12 protein-coding genes are annotated in these 15,496 nt (G+C 58.1%); 8 read left to right on the plus strand and 4 right to left on the minus strand.

Annotated features, from left to right (window positions below; genetic code table 11):
- The first annotated feature begins 387 nt into the window (after positions 1 to 387).
- The 7 genes from CKW18_RS18550 to CKW18_RS18580 all read left to right on the plus strand — a co-directional run bounded on the left by CKW18_RS18550 (position 388) and on the right by CKW18_RS18580 (position 7,061).
- The gene (locus CKW18_RS18550) at positions 388 to 1,182 is read left to right on the plus strand and encodes a helix-turn-helix transcriptional regulator (RefSeq protein ID WP_095190133.1); all 795 of its coding nucleotides are present in this window, start codon (positions 388 to 390) and stop codon (positions 1,180 to 1,182) included.
- 60 nt (positions 1,183 to 1,242) lie between these two features.
- Positions 1,243 to 2,637, plus strand: a complete 1,395-nt coding sequence (locus tag CKW18_RS18555; protein ID WP_095190134.1) for an efflux transporter outer membrane subunit — start codon at positions 1,243 to 1,245, stop codon at positions 2,635 to 2,637.
- Between the two features lie 156 nt (positions 2,638 to 2,793).
- Positions 2,794 to 3,399, plus strand: a complete 606-nt coding sequence (locus CKW18_RS18560; RefSeq protein WP_095190135.1) for an SCO family protein — start codon at positions 2,794 to 2,796, stop codon at positions 3,397 to 3,399.
- Complete coding sequence (locus tag CKW18_RS18565) at positions 3,399 to 3,878, plus strand: copper chaperone PCu(A)C (RefSeq protein WP_095190136.1); 480 nt, start codon at positions 3,399 to 3,401, stop codon at positions 3,876 to 3,878. Before CKW18_RS18560 ends, CKW18_RS18565 begins: the two co-directional genes overlap by 1 nt.
- A 151-nt stretch (positions 3,879 to 4,029) precedes the next feature.
- Positions 4,030 to 4,404 (plus strand): hypothetical protein, encoded by a 375-nt coding sequence (locus tag CKW18_RS18570; RefSeq protein ID WP_095190137.1) that lies wholly within the window; start codon positions 4,030 to 4,032, stop codon positions 4,402 to 4,404.
- Entirely contained in the window at positions 4,401 to 4,598 is a 198-nt protein-coding gene (locus tag CKW18_RS18575) for a helix-turn-helix transcriptional regulator (RefSeq protein WP_095190138.1), read from the plus strand. The genes CKW18_RS18570 and CKW18_RS18575 overlap by 4 nt, the downstream gene beginning before the upstream one ends.
- Before the next feature lie 252 nt (positions 4,599 to 4,850).
- Positions 4,851 to 7,061, plus strand: coding sequence for an LTA synthase family protein (locus CKW18_RS18580; RefSeq protein ID WP_095190139.1), 2,211 nt, complete (start codon positions 4,851 to 4,853; stop codon positions 7,059 to 7,061).
- Positions 7,062 to 7,122: 61 nt separating this feature from the next.
- On the opposite strand, the gene CKW18_RS18585 is transcribed toward CKW18_RS18580, so the two are convergent.
- The 3 genes from CKW18_RS18585 to CKW18_RS18595 form a co-directional block, all read right to left on the minus strand.
- Positions 7,123 to 7,527: a hypothetical protein gene (locus CKW18_RS18585; protein ID WP_095190140.1), complete on the minus strand. Its 405-nt coding sequence runs from the start codon at positions 7,525 to 7,527 to the stop codon at positions 7,123 to 7,125.
- A 197-nt stretch (positions 7,528 to 7,724) separates the two neighbouring features.
- Complete coding sequence (locus tag CKW18_RS18590) at positions 7,725 to 8,105, minus strand: hypothetical protein (RefSeq protein ID WP_141233118.1); 381 nt, start codon at positions 8,103 to 8,105, stop codon at positions 7,725 to 7,727.
- 35 nt (positions 8,106 to 8,140) lie between these two features.
- Positions 8,141 to 8,524 carry a hypothetical protein gene (locus CKW18_RS18595; protein ID WP_095190142.1) on the minus strand — a complete coding sequence of 128 codons (384 nt, stop codon included), beginning with the start codon at positions 8,522 to 8,524 and terminating at the stop codon, positions 8,141 to 8,143.
- A gap of 564 nt (positions 8,525 to 9,088) precedes the next feature.
- On the opposite strand from CKW18_RS18595, the gene katG reads away from it, so the two are divergent.
- On the plus strand, positions 9,089 to 11,359 hold the full coding sequence (katG, locus tag CKW18_RS18600) for a catalase/peroxidase HPI (protein ID WP_095190143.1): 2,271 nt from the start codon (positions 9,089 to 9,091) through the stop codon (positions 11,357 to 11,359).
- 1,478 nt (positions 11,360 to 12,837) lie between these two features.
- Here katG and pepN read toward each other — a convergent pair.
- A complete protein-coding gene (pepN, locus tag CKW18_RS18605; protein WP_095190144.1) occupies positions 12,838 to 15,495 on the minus strand; it encodes an aminopeptidase N in 2,658 nt (885 codons plus the stop codon).
- Position 15,496: the final 1 nt, after the last annotated feature.

The raw sequence follows: 15,496 nt of genomic DNA on the forward strand, positions 1-15,496 counted from the left end.
CGCGCCATGGGCGTGCTCATCACAGGCGAGGTCTAAAAAATCGGAGAGGAAATACTGAAAAGTTTGTAGGAAAAGAACCACATACCAGCGCCGCCATTTGCCCGAGTGCTGCCGATCAAAAATCAGCATCTGCCGGTTTACCGGGCCTGCGACGTGACTGAACAGTCACTTATGACGAGACTTCTGACATTTATGCCGTCAGAACCCCGGCGCCAACATTCAGAAATAGTGGCAATTTGTGTCCCCGATTTCCCCTACAGACGTAGGACAAATCCATAGGCTTAAATCCTGCTCCAGATCATGTTCAAGGAGAAATGGCTGGGTGGGTGGCTTTTACATAGAAGGCAGACGATTCAGTGATGGCTCTGTACCGGGGATGACAAGGATATGAATCTGACTGGCAGTATTCGCAATATGGAAAACCCGCACTTCTACTGGCAACTCGGAGAGTTGATCGCAAGCACGGGCGATGATCACTTCGCCACGAACATGTTCCAGTTGGTCGACACGCTGGTGCCGGTCAACCGGGTCGATCTCAGCGAGTGGACGCTGGATGAGCGTCAGGCCAGTGTGGTCGAGATCAAGCCGCTGGGCAGTGCCGGTCTACCGCAGACGTTCCCCCCGCCCGATCCGCTGGAGCGTCCTGACGATCATCCGTTGTTGCAGAAAATGATCGAGATGAATGACTCGCTGTTGATTCAACTCAAAGCCTCGCTACTGCCCCGACATCCGCAGCACAGCGTTCACCAATGCAATCTGGTGTCGCGCACGTCCAACCGCCGCTGTGTCATTTCGTTCTACCGCCCGCACACCCAGCGGGTGTTTTCGCTGCCGGAGCTGTCGTTTCTCAAGAGCCTGTCCGACACCCTGCTGCCGCTGATCGAACGCCATGCGCAGATCAGTCGGCAAACCCTTTCCAAACAACCGCGCTTGCCCTCGGTCGATCTCGATAAAGCCCCCCTTGCACTGGTTTTCGATGAACGCCTGATGTTGAGCGGCGTGGTTCTATCGGCGCGAGAGAAAGAAGTCTGCCTGGGCCTTTTGACCGGCGGCACGGTGCCGCACATGGCGCAGAAGCTGCAGGTCAAGAACAGCTCGATCGAGACCTACCTCAAACGCGCCACGGCCAAGCTTGGGGTCAGTGGCCGGCATGGTTTGGCGAAGTGGATGGCCGGAACCTGATCTGGACTGAGCGTGTGAACGCCCTTTTTGAGGCTCCTCTTTCACGTATGAGGCTGTTCGATGTCCACCCTGCGAATTTCACTGCTGACCATGGCCATGCTGATGGGCGGCTGTTCTTTGATTCCCGACTACCAGCGCCCCGCTTCGCCCAGTGCCGCGCAATACCCGCAAGGCCCACAGGCTGCAACGACCAACGAAGACTGGCGCACGCTGTTCAACGACCCGGCCCTGCAACAGTTGATCGAGAGTGCGCTGGTCAACAACCGCGACCTGCGTGTAGCTGCGCTAAATGTCGAAGCGTTCCAGGCGCAATACCGCATTCAGCGCGCCGATTTGCTGCCGGCGGTGTCGGCCAATGCCAGCGAATCGCGGCAACGCCTGCCGCCGAGCGTGACCAAAAGCAAAGCGCTGATCAACTCGACTTACGCGGTCAATCTCGGCGTCAGCGCCTATGAGCTGGATTTCTTCGGTCGCGTACGCAGCCTCAGCGAGCAGGCGTTGCAGACTTGGCTGTCAACCGAAGAAGCACGGCGCAGCGCGCAGTTGAGCCTGGTGGCCAACGTCGCCAACGCCTACCTGACCTGGCGCGCCGATCAGGAGTTGCTGGCACTGACCCGCGAGACCCTCGCCGCCGATCAACAGAGCCTGCGCCTGACCACGCGCAACCGTGAGGCCGGTAAGTCGTCGGCACTTGAGCAGGCCCAAGCGAAAACCAGCGTCGACACCTCTCGAGCCAATCTGGCGCGCTATCAACGTCAGGTCGCGCAGGACTTGAACAGCCTGACCCTGCTGGTCGGCGCGCCAGTGCCCGAGTCCCTGCCCGCGCGGCCGCTGGCCAGTGATATGGTGCAACAACTGCCGGCAGGTCTGCCGTCAGACCTGCTGCAACGGCGGCCGGACATTCTTCAGGCCGAGTACAAACTCAAAGCCGCCAACGCCAATATCGGCGCGGCGCGGGCGGCGTTTTTTCCCAGTGTCAGCCTGACTGCCAATGCCGGTACCTCCAGTCGTGATCTGGCTGGCTTGTTTGGCGCAGGCTCCGGTGCCTGGACGTTCCAGCCACAGATCAGTCTGCCGATTTTCAATGCCGGCAGCCTGCGCGCGAGTCTGGATTATTCGAAGTTGCAAAAAGACGTAGCGATCGCTGAGTACGAAAAATCGATTCAGACGGCGTTTCAGGAAGTCGCCGACGGCTTGGCCGCGCGCAGCACTTATCAGCAACAACTGCAGGCGCAGCGCGATCTGGTGCAAGCTACGCAGGACTATTACAACCTGGCACAAAACCGTTACCAGAACGGCGTCGACAGCAGTCTGGTGTTCCTCGATGCCCAGCGTTCGCTGTTCAGTTCGCAGCAAGGTCTGATCACGGATCGTTTGGCGCAACTGGTCGCCGAGGTGAACCTGTACACCGCGCTGGGCGGTGGCTGGCGTGCTGCGCAGGAGGCTGTTCAGTAAGCACTCGTCACTTTTTCTTACACCTTTTGTCGCCCTGCGACACCCTGTCAGCCGATCGAAAACCGACTCGCCGGTTCAGTTTGGTATCATGCGCCGCTTTTACGGTTAACCCCTCGCCAGTCCTGTCGACTGACGGGCTGCAAAAGGCGGTATTAGATGACGGCTTTGTTGACTCGCCGCAAGGTACTTGCGGGAATGGGCGTACTCGGGCTCGGCCTGCTCGCCGGCTGCGACACCCGCGGCCAATTGTCGTACAAGTACGGCAAGGATCTGAGTAACAAGATCATGGGGCGCACCTTCAAACTGAAGAACACCGACGGCGAAACCATGACCCTGTCGAGCTTTCGCGGTTTGATGCCGATGGTGTTCTTCGGTTTCACCCAGTGCCCGGCAGTCTGCCCGACCACCCTGGCCCGCGCGGCCAAAATCAAGAAACTGATGGGCAAGGACGGCGATCGCTTGCAGGTGATCTTCATCAGCCTAGACCCCGAGCGCGACACGCCAGAAATCCTCGACGCCTACATGAAAGCCTTCGACCCGACGTTCGTCGCGCTGTACGGCACGCTTGAGGAAACCAAGGCCACCGCCAAGGAATTCGACGTGTTCTTCGAGAAGGTGCCGGCCGGCGACACCTACACCATCTCGCACACCGCCACCAGTTACGTCTTCGACTCGCGCGGCGAACTGCGCCTGGGTCTGTCCACCTCACTTTCGGCAGAAGAATGCACGGAAGATTTGCTTACTGTTATGGAGGTTTGCTGATGCACCCCGTTCTGAACAACATCAAACGCGCCGTATTCGCTCTGTCCCTGCTCGGCCTCGCCTCCCAAGTCTCGGCACAGACCAAAGTCGACGACGCCTGGGTACGTGCGACCGTGCCGACCCAGTCCGCCAGCGGCGCATTCATGACCCTCACCGCCGACACCGACAGCAAGCTGCTCAGCGTCGCGACCCCGGTAGCCAAGGACGTGCAGATCCACGAAATGAGCATGAAGAACGACGTCATGACCATGGGCCCGGTGAAGTTCGTCGAGCTGCCGGCCGGCAAAGCCGTCAAGCTTGATCCGAACGGCTACCACGTCATGCTGATGGGCCTGAACGGTCAGTTGAAAGAAGGCGAAAGCGTGCCATTGACCCTGACGGTGGAAAACGCCAAGGGCGAGAAAGAAACCGTTGAAGTGAAGGCCGCCGTGCGTTCGCTGACCAACATGGAAGGTCACGATCACAGCAAGATGCATTGATCTGACTGAGCGGCAATAAAAAAGGGGCGGCCTGATCGATGATCAGGCCGCCCCTTTTTGGGTTTGGGAAATCGGTTTTTGTGGAAAGCAGGCTTTACATTAAGAAAATCTTTCGCAATTATGTAAAGGGTATTTTACATAGGAAGTAAGCATGAACCGGTATTACCTGGAAATGGGCGCAGCACTGATCCTTTACACGGTGGCGTTGGTCGCCTCACTGGTTGCCTCGCAATACCTGATGGATGCCAACATTATTCTGCGCTCAGCTGTCGCGCTGATGCCGATCCTCCCGGCAGGTTTGATGTGCTGGGCCATCGTGCGCAACATGCGCCGCATGGATGAAATGCATCTGCGCATCCAGTTCGAAGCGCTGGGCTTCGCGTTTGCCGCTTCAGCGCTGCTGACCTTCAGCTACGGTTTTCTGGAAAACGTCGGCGCGCCGCACATTCCATGGACTTGCGTGTGGCCAGTAATGGGCTTGATGTGGATCCTCGGCCTGCAAATCGCCCGACGTCGCTACCAATGAAAAACCGCCTCAAGGCACTGCGCGCCGAGCGCAAATGGTCACAGGTCGATCTGGCTGAAAGGCTCAACGTGTCACGCCAGACGATCAACGCCATCGAAAACGAACGCTACGATCCGAGCCTGCCGCTGGCGTTTCAGATTGCCCGGGCGTTTGAGTTGCCGATTGAAAGCATTTTTGATGATGGCTTGAACTGAGCAAAAGTCGGTGCAGGCGGATTCCAGTTTCGGTTAAACAGCCTGAAACAAAAAAACGCCTGCACCGATTCGCCTGCCGTATCCCGGTTAATTGTCAAACACCCCCCCTGACTGGGCCCTAGCCCAGTGCCCACGCTTACAAGTCCGCCCGACATCGGATCACCTTCAAGTTTAAAAGGCGATCAGACCGCTGACCCTTGGTATCATCGCCCACACTTTTTTGACGATTTAATGACTGGAAGGTCTTTTTTTGTGAGCGCTCTTTTTCGCTGGTTGCGGCAGCCGCATGCCCGCCTGTTCTCTCTGATTCTGCTGGTACTGATAGTGCCGGTGTGCCTGCGCGCGACGCTGGGCTGGTCGACACCGCTGGGCTATTTGTCGGATCTGGCCATTGGCAGTGCGCTGGTGGTTTTGCTGCATCGCCGGGCATGGTGGCTGGCGATGCCGGTGCTGGTGTTCTGGGCGCTGTTGGCGGTGGCAACGGCTGAGTTGGTCAGCGCCGTTGGCCGTTTGCCGAGTCCTTCCGATCTGCATTACCTGATTGATCCGCAATTTGTCGAAAACTCCACCGGTGGCGGTTTGGCGCACCCGGCGCTGGGCACCACGTTGCTGCTGGCCTTGGCGTTCTGGCTGCTGACGCAGTTCACCGGTCGCGGTATTGTCCCCCCACCCCTGCCCCGCGCGTTCTGGAGCGCGCCATTGGTGCTATTTGCCGCGCACTGGGGCGCGCAAAACCTGTGGCCGAGCGAGGACGATCCGTGGCGGGCGTACAACTTGCCGCATCAGTTGCTGGCCACGCAGGTTGCTGATTTGCAGATCCAGGCCGAGGAATGGCTGGACGGCGATGTCGAAGAAGCCACGCCAGCGATGGCCGGGTTGACCGACGTCGATCTCAATGGCCACAAACTGCTGAGCGCCCCGGGTCAGGCGCGCAACGTGCTGGTCATCGCCCTGGAAGGCATTCCCGGCGCCTACATCCGCGCCAACCGCGAAGCCATCGGCAGCCATTATCAGGAAGACCTGATGCCCAACCTCAGCCGTTGGGCCGAGCGCGGCATGAACACGCCGGATTACGTACTGCACACCCACCAGACCATTCGCGGTCTGTACGCCATGCTCTGCGGCGATTACGACAAGCTCAACAACGGTACGCCCAAAGGCGTGGAAATGCTCACTCAGCAGGAGCGCAATCAGGCTTGCCTGCCGGCGCAACTGCGCGAACATGGCTTCAGCACCCACTACCTGCAAGGCGCCGGCCTGCGCTTCATGGCCAAAGACAAGATCATGCCGCACATCGGCTTCGATGCGACCCATGGTCTGGAATGGTTCAGCAACGCCAACTATCTGGAGTTCCCGTGGGGCAAGGATGACAAGGCATTCTTCGAAGGCGCGCTGGATTATGTCGGCCAATTGAAGAAGCACAAGCAACCGTGGATGCTGACGTTGCTGACCGTGGGCACGCATCAGCCCTACTCCGCACCGGAAGATTATCTGCAGCGCTACGAAACACCGAAACAGGCCGCGGTCGGTTATCTGGACGATGCGCTGGATCAGTTCCTCAGCGGGCTTGAACGCCAGGGTGTGTTGAAAGACACCCTCGTGGTAATCACCTCGGATGAATCCCACGGTATCGACGGCGTGCGTCTGGCCTCCTCCTGGGGCTTCAACCTGACGCTGGCACCCGAGCATGAACAACTGCCGCGCCTCAACGCCGGGGTCTATGGCCACGTCGATCTGAGTACTTCAATCCTCGATTACTTCGACCTGCCGGTGCCGACCGCGCTGAGCGGTCGCTCGCTGTTTCGCGATTACGATTCCGGTCGCGAAATCATGTCGTTCACCAACGGCAAACTGCGCTATCACGACGGCAAGGGCATCTTTTCCGAATGCGACATGCCGCGCCGCTGCCGCTACTACGAAAGCGCCGGCTTCATCGCCGAAAGCGCCACGTTCAAGGGCTCCTACAGCGGTCAACGAGCCCGGCAGATTGCCGCCCGCGCCAATGCTCTGGATCTGTCGCTGCTGCGCACCCCGCTCAATCAGCGCTATCAGTTCGGCAGTAACAATGTCATCGCGCTGCAAGCGCAGATCAATGACGACTGGGCCGACAACCTGATCGGCGCGCAATACCTGGAAATGCCCAAGGGCTCACACACCCGCGTACGCCTGACCGTGCGCTCGGTCGATCCGCAGCAGGCGGCGTACATCCAGCTCAAGGCCAAGGAGTTTGAACAGGACGTGCAGCTGGGATTGCCATCGGAAATGGTTGCCACAGCGGATCAACCGCTGGAGATGGATTTCAGCTTTGAAAATCCGCAGCAGCGCAAGGCGTTCTCGTTCCATTTGTTGGGTTATGGCTTGGGCGCGGTTGAGGTCACGGATTTCAGTGTGATCACCGAAGTGCCGGGGCAAGAGGACATTGTCGACGACGTGCTTGAGGACGAGGCCGCGCAGTCGAGTTGACTGCGCAACTCCTGCAGAGCAATCCCTGACCGTGGGGACGTATCAAATAAATCCGTCCCCATCAAACTAGCGGATTGCTGATATCAAATGAAACGAACGCGTTCCGGCCATCCGGCAATGTAAGATCAGCAGTTCCTTTCACGCCGAATCGATGTTCGCCATCTCTTTTAAAAGTAACGATTGCAAAACCTGACGCGACGGTACAATGGTTACTATCGATCAGCACTTCCCAAAACTGATGCCCTTGATAACAGGCCACTTTGTGCGGGCCGTCACCTTCCAGAGCTGTGGGAACTGTGAGCAATATCCCGTTTTTGCGTTCACCCCCAAAAACAAGATATTCCTCATCTGCCTTATGAAATAAAACGAAGTTGCTCTGAAAAAATGGCTGTCTATCGAGAGTGGCACTCAATGTACCGGTTGAGGACTTTTTTTCAGCCAAAAACTTGCTGATTTGCGGGTTCATCGTTTTTGCTCCTTCCATTATTTAAGTTTTAAACTTTTTACTCCACCGTTGGCAAGCCAAGCGATGAACGAACATTCCATTTTTCGTGATAGGGGTTGGACGCGTTTGAAGTCACGGATTACAGTGTGATTGCAGAGGCGCAGGGGCAAGACGATCTGCTGGACGAAGTGCCTGCATATCAACTAAATCCATCCCCATCAAGCCACTTGCTTAGTAATATCAAACTCCCCGACAACTTGCCTTTTATCTTCCAAACTAAAATCAAAATTTCCACGCACACTGATGCGATGCTTGTCAAAAGTAACTGTGACGGTGCCTGAAGCGACAACATGATTGACACCGTCGATATTAACGGCCCACGTAAGCCCGTCAGCATAGTGGTTCACTACATGCGGCCCCTCGCCCACCAGAGAGCTGGGCACAGAAAAAACTACCCAATGATCATTACCGTCGTACCCCCCAATCAAATAATGTTTGTTCGCATCGTGAAAAGTAACACTGGTACTGTTCAGAAAACCCCTGTCATCAACAGAGGCAGTAAGCGTGCCCGACCCAAGTCTTCTTTCATTTAAAGCCATAATGTTTTCCTCCGCATCAAATAAATCCGCCCCCATTAAGCTGCTTGCTTGTTAGCAATATCAAATTCCCCGACAACTCGCCTTTTATCTTCCAAACTAAAATCAAAAGTTCCGCGCACACTGATGCGATACTTGTCAAAGGTAATCGTGGCGGTGCCTGACGCGACAAAATTATTGACACCGTCGACATTAACGGTCCACGTAAGCCCGTCGTCATAGTGGTTCACTACATGCGGCCCCTCGCCCACCAGAGAGCTGGGCACAGAAAAAACCACCCAATGATCATTACCGTCGTACCCCGCAATTAAATAATGTTTGTTCGCATCGTGAAAAGTAACGCTGGTACTGTTCAGAAAACCTCTGCCATCAACAGAGGCAGTAAGCGTGCCTGACCCAGGCCTTCTTTCGTTTAAAGCCATAATGTTTTCCTCCATGAGAGTTTCAAAGCAATTTACGAGGCACCACCCAAGTCAAAAGTACGTTAACAACAACCGCTGTCATATATGACAGTCCTTTAATCGTATTTGATATAAAAACAACTTTAGATATTCCCAATACTAAAATCGAGAGCCCGCAAGGGCCGGTGGAAGTATCGGGTTATCAGCTGACGCGTCCGTGACGCAAAAACCTTGTTCCTGCGACCATTCATCCGAATGACTGCAGCACCTGTAATTTCTGACAGTATCCCTCCCGGCATCATTTTGTCGTGTACAGCCGTGGCAGTGTGGAAGCACATGTGGTGGTCAAAAATGCGCCGGGCTCGGCCACTTCGTTCAAGAAGAGGGTGAACTGCGATGTCAAGAAACCCGGAGATACCACCTGCCCCGAAGGATGAAGTGGCGAAGCTGACGGGGAGTCGGTGAAAGGTTCTGCCTATCAGCCTCCAATAGCCGGGCTATTAGCCGACTCGCCAAGTCGGGTCTAGCCTTACAAGTCCGAAGTCGGCACGAGCCGGCCGTACAAGACCTGATAAGGACTCGAACATGGCAAACGAATCGAAATGCCCGTTCAACCACGCCGCCGGTGGTGGTACGACGAACCGTGACTGGTGGCCGAATCAACTCAACCTGAAAATCCTCAGCCAGCATTCGCCCAAGTCCGATCCGCTGGGCAGGGACTTCGACTACGCCAAAGCCTTCAAAAGCCTGGACTTCCAGGCCCTGAAACAAGACCTGCGCGCCCTGATGACCGACTCCCAGGACTGGTGGCCGGCAGACTTCGGCCATTACGGCCCGCTCTTTATCCGCATGGCCTGGCACAGCGCCGGCACCTATCGCACCGCGGATGGCCGCGGTGGCGCCGGCTCCGGGCAGCAACGGTTTGCCCCGCTCAATAGCTGGCCCGACAACGTCAGCCTCGACAAGGCCCGCCGCCTGCTGTGGCCGATCAAACAGAAATATGGCCGCAACATCTCCTGGGCCGACCTGATCGTCCTCACCGGTAACGTCGCCCTGGAATCCATGGGCTTCAAGACCTTCGGCTTCTCCGGCGGACGCCCTGATGTGTGGGAGCCAGACGAAGACGTCTACTGGGGTTCGGAACACGAATGGCTGGGCGGCGACAGCCGTTACGGCAAGGACAAGTCTGCCATGCAGGAACCCGGTGACGGCACATTGGTGGCTGAACCTGACTTGCACGGTAAAGAGGAAAGCCGCACCGATCAGGGCGAACGCAATCTGGAAAACCCGCTCGCCGCCGTACAGATGGGCCTGATCTATGTGAACCCGGAAGGCCCCGAAGGCAACCCCGATCCGGTGGCCTCGGCCCGCGACATCCGCGAAACCTTCGGCCGCATGGCCATGAACGATGAAGAAACCGTGGCACTGATTGCCGGCGGTCACGCCTTTGGCAAAACCCACGGCGCCGGCCCTGCCGATAACGTCGGCCCCGAACCGGAAGCCGCCGGACTGGAAGAGCAAGGCCTCGGCTGGCGCAACGCCTTTGGCACCGGCAAGGGTGGCGACACCATCACCAGCGGCCTCGAAGTGACCTGGACCACCACGCCGACCCAATGGAGCAACAACTATCTGGAAAACCTGTTCGGTTTCGAGTGGGAACTGACCAAAAGCCCGGCCGGCGCGCACCAGTGGCAACCGAAGAACGGCGCGGGGGCCGGCACCGTTCCGCATGCCCACGACCCGAGCAAAAAACTCTCGCCGACCATGCTCACCTCCGACCTGGCGCTGCGCTTCGACCCGGCCTACGAACAGATCTCCCGGCGCTTCCTGGCCAATCCCGATCAGTTGGCCGACGCTTTCGCCCGCGCCTGGTACAAACTGATCCACCGCGACATGGGCCCGCTGTCGCGCTACCTCGGCCCGGAACTGCCCAACGAAGAGCTGCTGTGGCAAGACCCGATTCCTGCGGTCACTCATGCGCTGATCGACGACAACGATGTGTCCTCGCTGAAAAGCAAAGTGCTGGCCTCGGGGCTTTCTGTCTCGGAGCTGGTTTCGACCGCTTGGGCAGCGGCTTCGACCTTCCGTGGTTCGGACAAACGTGGCGGCGCCAACGGTGGCCGTCTGCGTCTGGCACCGCAGAAGTTCTGGCAGGCCAACCAGCCAGAGCAATTGGACAAGATGCTGAAGACCCTTGAGGGGATTCAAAACGAGTTCAATGGTGGCGCATCGGGCAAGAAAGTCTCGCTGGCGGACCTGATCGTGCTGGCGGGCAATGCCGGGGTCGAGCAAGCGGCGAAGAATGCCGGGCATTCGCTCAGCGTACCTTTCACACCAGGGCGCGCGGACGCGACCCAAGAGCAAACCGATGTTGACTCGTTCGGCTTCCTTGAACCGATTGCCGATGGTTTCCGCAACTACAGCAAAGGCAAATACCGGGTTTCAGCCGAAGCACTGCTGATCGACAAGGCACAACTGCTTACCCTCTCCGCCCCGGAGATGACTGTGCTGCTGGGTGGTTTACGGGTGTTGAACACCAACGTCGGTGGAACCCGTCATGGTGTGTTCACCAGCCAGGCCGAAGCGCTGACCAACGACTTCTTCACCAACCTGCTGGACATGGGTGTGGAGTGGAAGCCGACCTCGCGGGATGCGGACGAGTTCGAAGGGCGCGACCGCAAAACCGGCAGCGTGAAGTGGACGGCAACGCGGGTTGACCTGGTGTTTGGGTCGAATGCGATATTGCGGGCGTTGGCGGAGGTGTATGCCAGTGCGGATGCGAAGGAGCAGTTCGTCAAAGACTTCGTCGCTGCCTGGACGAAAGTCATGAACCTGGATCGCTTTGACCTGAAGTAACTGAAAACGCAAAAACCTGTGGGAGCTGGCTTGCCAGCGATTGCGGAAGATCATTCAACTTTGATGTTGGATCTGACGCCGCCATCGCGGGCAAGCCCGCTCCCACATGGGAATGACGGTAAGGACGAAATTTGTGTCTGGCCACAGTCCGAGTGGGAGTGGGAGTGGGAGTGGGCTTGCTCACGAAGCTGGCAGCACATTCAACATCGGTGTTGCCTGATCTGGGGCCTTCGCGAGCAAGCCCGCTCCCACATGGGAATGATGTTGGGGACTAGATTTGTGTCTGGCTACAGTCAGGGTGGGAGTGGGCTTGCTCACGAAGGGGGCGGCACATTCAACATCGGTGTTGCCTGACCTGGGGCCTTCGCGAGCAAGCCCGCTCCCACATGGGAATGATGTTGGGGACTAGATTTGTGTCTGGACACAGTCAGGGTGGGAGTGGGCTTGCTCACGAAGGGGGCGATACATTCAACATCAGTATTGCCTGACATGACGCCTTCGCGAGCAAGCCCGCGCCCACAAGGGAATGATGTTGGGGACTAGATTTGTGTCTGGCTACAGTCAGGGTGGGAGTGGGCTTGCTCACGAAGCTGGCAGCACATTCAACATCAGTATTGCCTGACACGACGCCTTCGCGAGCAAGCCCGCTCCCACATGGGAATGATGCTGGGGACTAGATTTGTGTCTGGACACAGTCAGGGTAGGAGTGGGCTTGCTCACGAAGGGGGCAGCACATTCAACATCGGTGTTGCCTGATCTGGGGCCTTCGCGAGCAAGCCCGCTCCCACATGGGAATGATGCTGGGGACTAGATTTGTGTCTGGACACAGTCAGGGTAGGAGTGGGCTTGCTCACGAAGGGGGCAGCACATTCAACATCGGTGTTGCCTGATCTGGGGCCTTCGCGAGCAAGCCCGCTCCCACATGGGAATGATGCTGGGGACGAGATTTGTGTCTGGCCACAGTCAGGGTGGGAGTGGGCTTGCTCACGAAGGGGGCGATACATTCAACATCAGTATTGCCTGACATGACGCCTTCGCGAGCAAGCCCGCTCCCACTAGGGAATGACGGTGGGGACTAGAGTTGCGTCTGGCCACAGTCAGGGTGGGAGTGGGTTTGCTCACGAAGGGGGCGATACATTCAACATCAGTATTGCCTGACATGACGCCTTCGCGAGCAAGCCCGCTCCCACATGGAATGATGTTGGGGACTAGATTTGTGTCTGGCTACAGTCAGGGTGGGAGTGGGCTTGCTCACGAAGCTGGCAGCACATTCAACATCAGTATTGCCTGACACGACGCCTTCGCGAGCAAGCCCGCTCCCACATGGGAATGACGGTAAGGACGAGATTAGTGTCTGGCCACAGTCCGAGTGGGAGTGGGCTTGCTCACGAAGCTGGCAGCCCATTCAACATCGGTGTTGCCTGACCTGACGCCTTCGCGAGCAAGCCCGCTTCCACAGGTTCCAGTGTGCTCCCGGCTTACGCCAGGCTTTTGCTCACCACTTCGTAGACATCACTCGACAACTGCCCAGAAGCCCGAATCCGCTCCAGCTCGCCTTTCATCAACGCCTGCCGCGCAACGTCGTATTTGCGCCAGCGAGTCAACGGGGCCAATTGCCGCGAGGCGATCTGCGGATTAAACCCGTTCAGCTCAATCACCAGATCCGCCAGGAAGCGATAACCCGAACCGTCCGCCGCATGGAAGTTGATCAGGTTCTGCCCGGCAAACGCGCCGACCAGTGCGCGCACCTTGTTCGGGTTCTTGATGTTGAACGCCGGGTGCTGCATCAACGCTTTCACCCGCTCCAGACCGCCTGGCAACGTGCTGCCTGCCTGCACGCTGAACCACTGGTCCATGACCAGCGGGTTGTCCTTGAAGTGCTCGGCGAAACTGGCCAGTGCCAAGGCTTTTTGCTCCTCGAACGGCGAGTTGACAAGTACCGCCAGCGCGGTCAGGCGCTCGGTCATGTTGTCGGCTGTTTCAAATTGCTCCAGCGCCGCCGCCAGTACTTCCGGCTTGCCGCTGAGCATCAGGTACGACAGCGCAATGTTCTGCAGGGCACGACGAGCGAAGTGTTCGGCCTCGGCCACGTACGGGGTGTTCTTCGACAGGTCACGGTTGGCCTGATAACGCAGCCACAGTCCTTCGAACAGATTGTCCGCCAGTTGCTTGCGGGCAAATTCGCGGGCGATGTGGATCGCGTCCACGTCAGCCACTTCGCTGATTTCGGTGAGGTACGCCTCACCCGGCAGCGAGAGCATTTCCGCGACCATCGCCTGATCCAGCGACTCATCGGACAGCACCGTGCGCAGCGCCGTGATCAGGCGCGGGTCGAGCACCAGGCTTTCGCCCTTCTGCTGCTGGCCGATCAGCTCTTGCAGCACTTGCACCGACAGTTGCTGACCGGCATCCCAGCGATTGAAGCCGTCGCTGTCGTGCTGCATCAGGAACATCAGTTGATCGCGGTTGTACGGGAAGCTCAGTTTCACCGGCGCCGAGAAGCCACGCAGCAGCGACGGCAACGGTTGTTCGGCGACATCGACGAAGGTGAAGGTCTGCTCGGCTTCAGTCACGGAAATGACGCGAGTGGTGCCTTGGGCAGCGGCTTCGCCAGCCAGACGCAGGGCGATTTCTTTGCCCTGGCTGTCGAGCAGGCCCAGCTCCACGGGAATCACGAACGGCAGTTTTTCCACCTTGTCCGGGGTTTCCGGGCAGCTCTGGCGGAAGGTCAGGCTGTAGGTTTTCGCCGCAGCATCGTAAGACTCGCTCACTGCCAGACGCGGCGTGCCGGCCTGGCTGTACCAGCGCTTGAACTGGGTCAGGTCGACGCCATTGGCATCTTCCATGGCCTTGATGAAGTCGTCGCAAGTCACGGCCTGGCCGTCGTGGCGGTCGAAGTACAGATCGCTGCCCTTACGGAAGCCTTCGGCGCCGAGCAAGGTGTGGATCATGCCGACCACTTCCGAGCCCTTTTCGTACACGGTCAGGGTGTAGAAGTTGGAAATTTCGATGAAGCTGTCCGGGCGCACAGCGTGGGCCATGGGACCTGCATCTTCGGCGAACTGGTGGGTACGCAGGTACGCCACGTCCTGAATGCGCTTGACCGTGGCCGAGTTCATGTCGGCCGAGAAGCCGGAGTCGCGGAATACGGTGAAGCCTTCCTTGAGCGACAACTGGAACCAGTCGCGGCAGGTCACGCGGTTGCCCGACCAGTTGTGGAAGTATTCGTGGGCAACAATGGCTTCGACCCGCTGGTGCGCGGCGTCGGTAGCGGTTTCGGCGCGGGCCAGCACGGCGCTGGAGTTGAAGATGTTGAGGCCCTTGTTCTCCATCGCGCCCATGTTGAAGTCATTGACCGCGACGATCATGAAGATGTCCAGATCGTACTCGCGACCGTAGACCTCTTCGTCCCAGCGCATCGACTTCTTCAGGCTGTTCATCGCGTGCTGGCACTTGTCGATGTTTTCCGGCTCGACATAAATGCGCAGCGCCACGGTGCGTTCGGTCATGGTGGTGAAGGTGTCTTCAACGCACCACAAATCACCGGCCACCAGCGCGAACAGGTACGCCGGTTTCATGAACGGGTCTTCCCAGGTCGCCCAGTGCCGGCCGTCTTCGCCGGGGCCGGAAGCGATCGGGTTGCCGTTGGACAGCAACACCGGATAGCTGTGCTGTTCGGCCACCACCGTGGTGGTGAACTTGCTCATCACGTCCGGGCGGTCGAGGTAATAGGTGATCTTGCGGAAGCCTTCGGCTTCGCACTGGGTGCAGAACATCGTGCCGGACTTGTACAGGCCTTCCAGCGCGGTGTTGGTTTCCGGGTGGATCTTGACGCTGGTGTCGACCGTGAACGTATCGCTGGTCGGGTGCAGGGTCAGGTGGTTTTCGCTGAGCTGGTAATCATCAGCGCTCAGTTCCTGGTCCGCCAGGGTCACCGAGAGCAATTCCAGTTGCTGGCCATCGAGCACCAGCGGCGGCAGGCCCGCGCCACGGGCCGGATTGCGGCGCATCACCAGTTGCGCGTGAACCAGGCTGTGGTCCTCGAACAACTCGAAGGTCAGGTGCGTTTCGTCGATCAGGTACTCAGGCGCCTGATAGTCCTTCAGGTAAATCATCTTCGGTTGTTCGGTGCGCATG

It is taken from the genome of Pseudomonas sp. Irchel 3E19, from assembly GCF_900187585.1.
Classification (GTDB): domain Bacteria; phylum Pseudomonadota; class Gammaproteobacteria; order Pseudomonadales; family Pseudomonadaceae; genus Aquipseudomonas; species Aquipseudomonas baetica.

Bases quoted from the DNA above. Each gene is read 5' to 3' on its own strand.
- CKW18_RS18550 (WP_095190133.1), top strand. From the start codon at position 388: ATGAATCTGACTGGCAGTATTCGCAATATGGAAAACCCGCACTTCTAC.
- CKW18_RS18555 (WP_095190134.1), top strand. From the start codon at position 1,243: ATGTCCACCCTGCGAATTTCACTGCTGACCATGGCCATGCTGATGGGC.
- CKW18_RS18560 (WP_095190135.1), top strand. From the start codon at position 2,794: ATGACGGCTTTGTTGACTCGCCGCAAGGTACTTGCGGGAATGGGCGTA.
- CKW18_RS18565 (WP_095190136.1), top strand. From the start codon at position 3,399: ATGCACCCCGTTCTGAACAACATCAAACGCGCCGTATTCGCTCTGTCC.
- CKW18_RS18570 (WP_095190137.1), top strand. From the start codon at position 4,030: ATGAACCGGTATTACCTGGAAATGGGCGCAGCACTGATCCTTTACACG.
- CKW18_RS18575 (WP_095190138.1), top strand. From the start codon at position 4,401: ATGAAAAACCGCCTCAAGGCACTGCGCGCCGAGCGCAAATGGTCACAG.
- CKW18_RS18585 (WP_095190140.1), bottom strand. From the start codon at position 7,527: ATGAACCCGCAAATCAGCAAGTTTTTGGCTGAAAAAAAGTCCTCAACC.
- CKW18_RS18590 (WP_141233118.1), bottom strand. From the start codon at position 8,105: ATGGCTTTAAATGAAAGAAGACTTGGGTCGGGCACGCTTACTGCCTCT.
- CKW18_RS18595 (WP_095190142.1), bottom strand. From the start codon at position 8,524: ATGGCTTTAAACGAAAGAAGGCCTGGGTCAGGCACGCTTACTGCCTCT.
- katG (WP_095190143.1), top strand. From the start codon at position 9,089: ATGGCAAACGAATCGAAATGCCCGTTCAACCACGCCGCCGGTGGTGGT.
- pepN (WP_095190144.1), bottom strand. From the start codon at position 15,495: ATGCGCACCGAACAACCGAAGATGATTTACCTGAAGGACTATCAGGCG.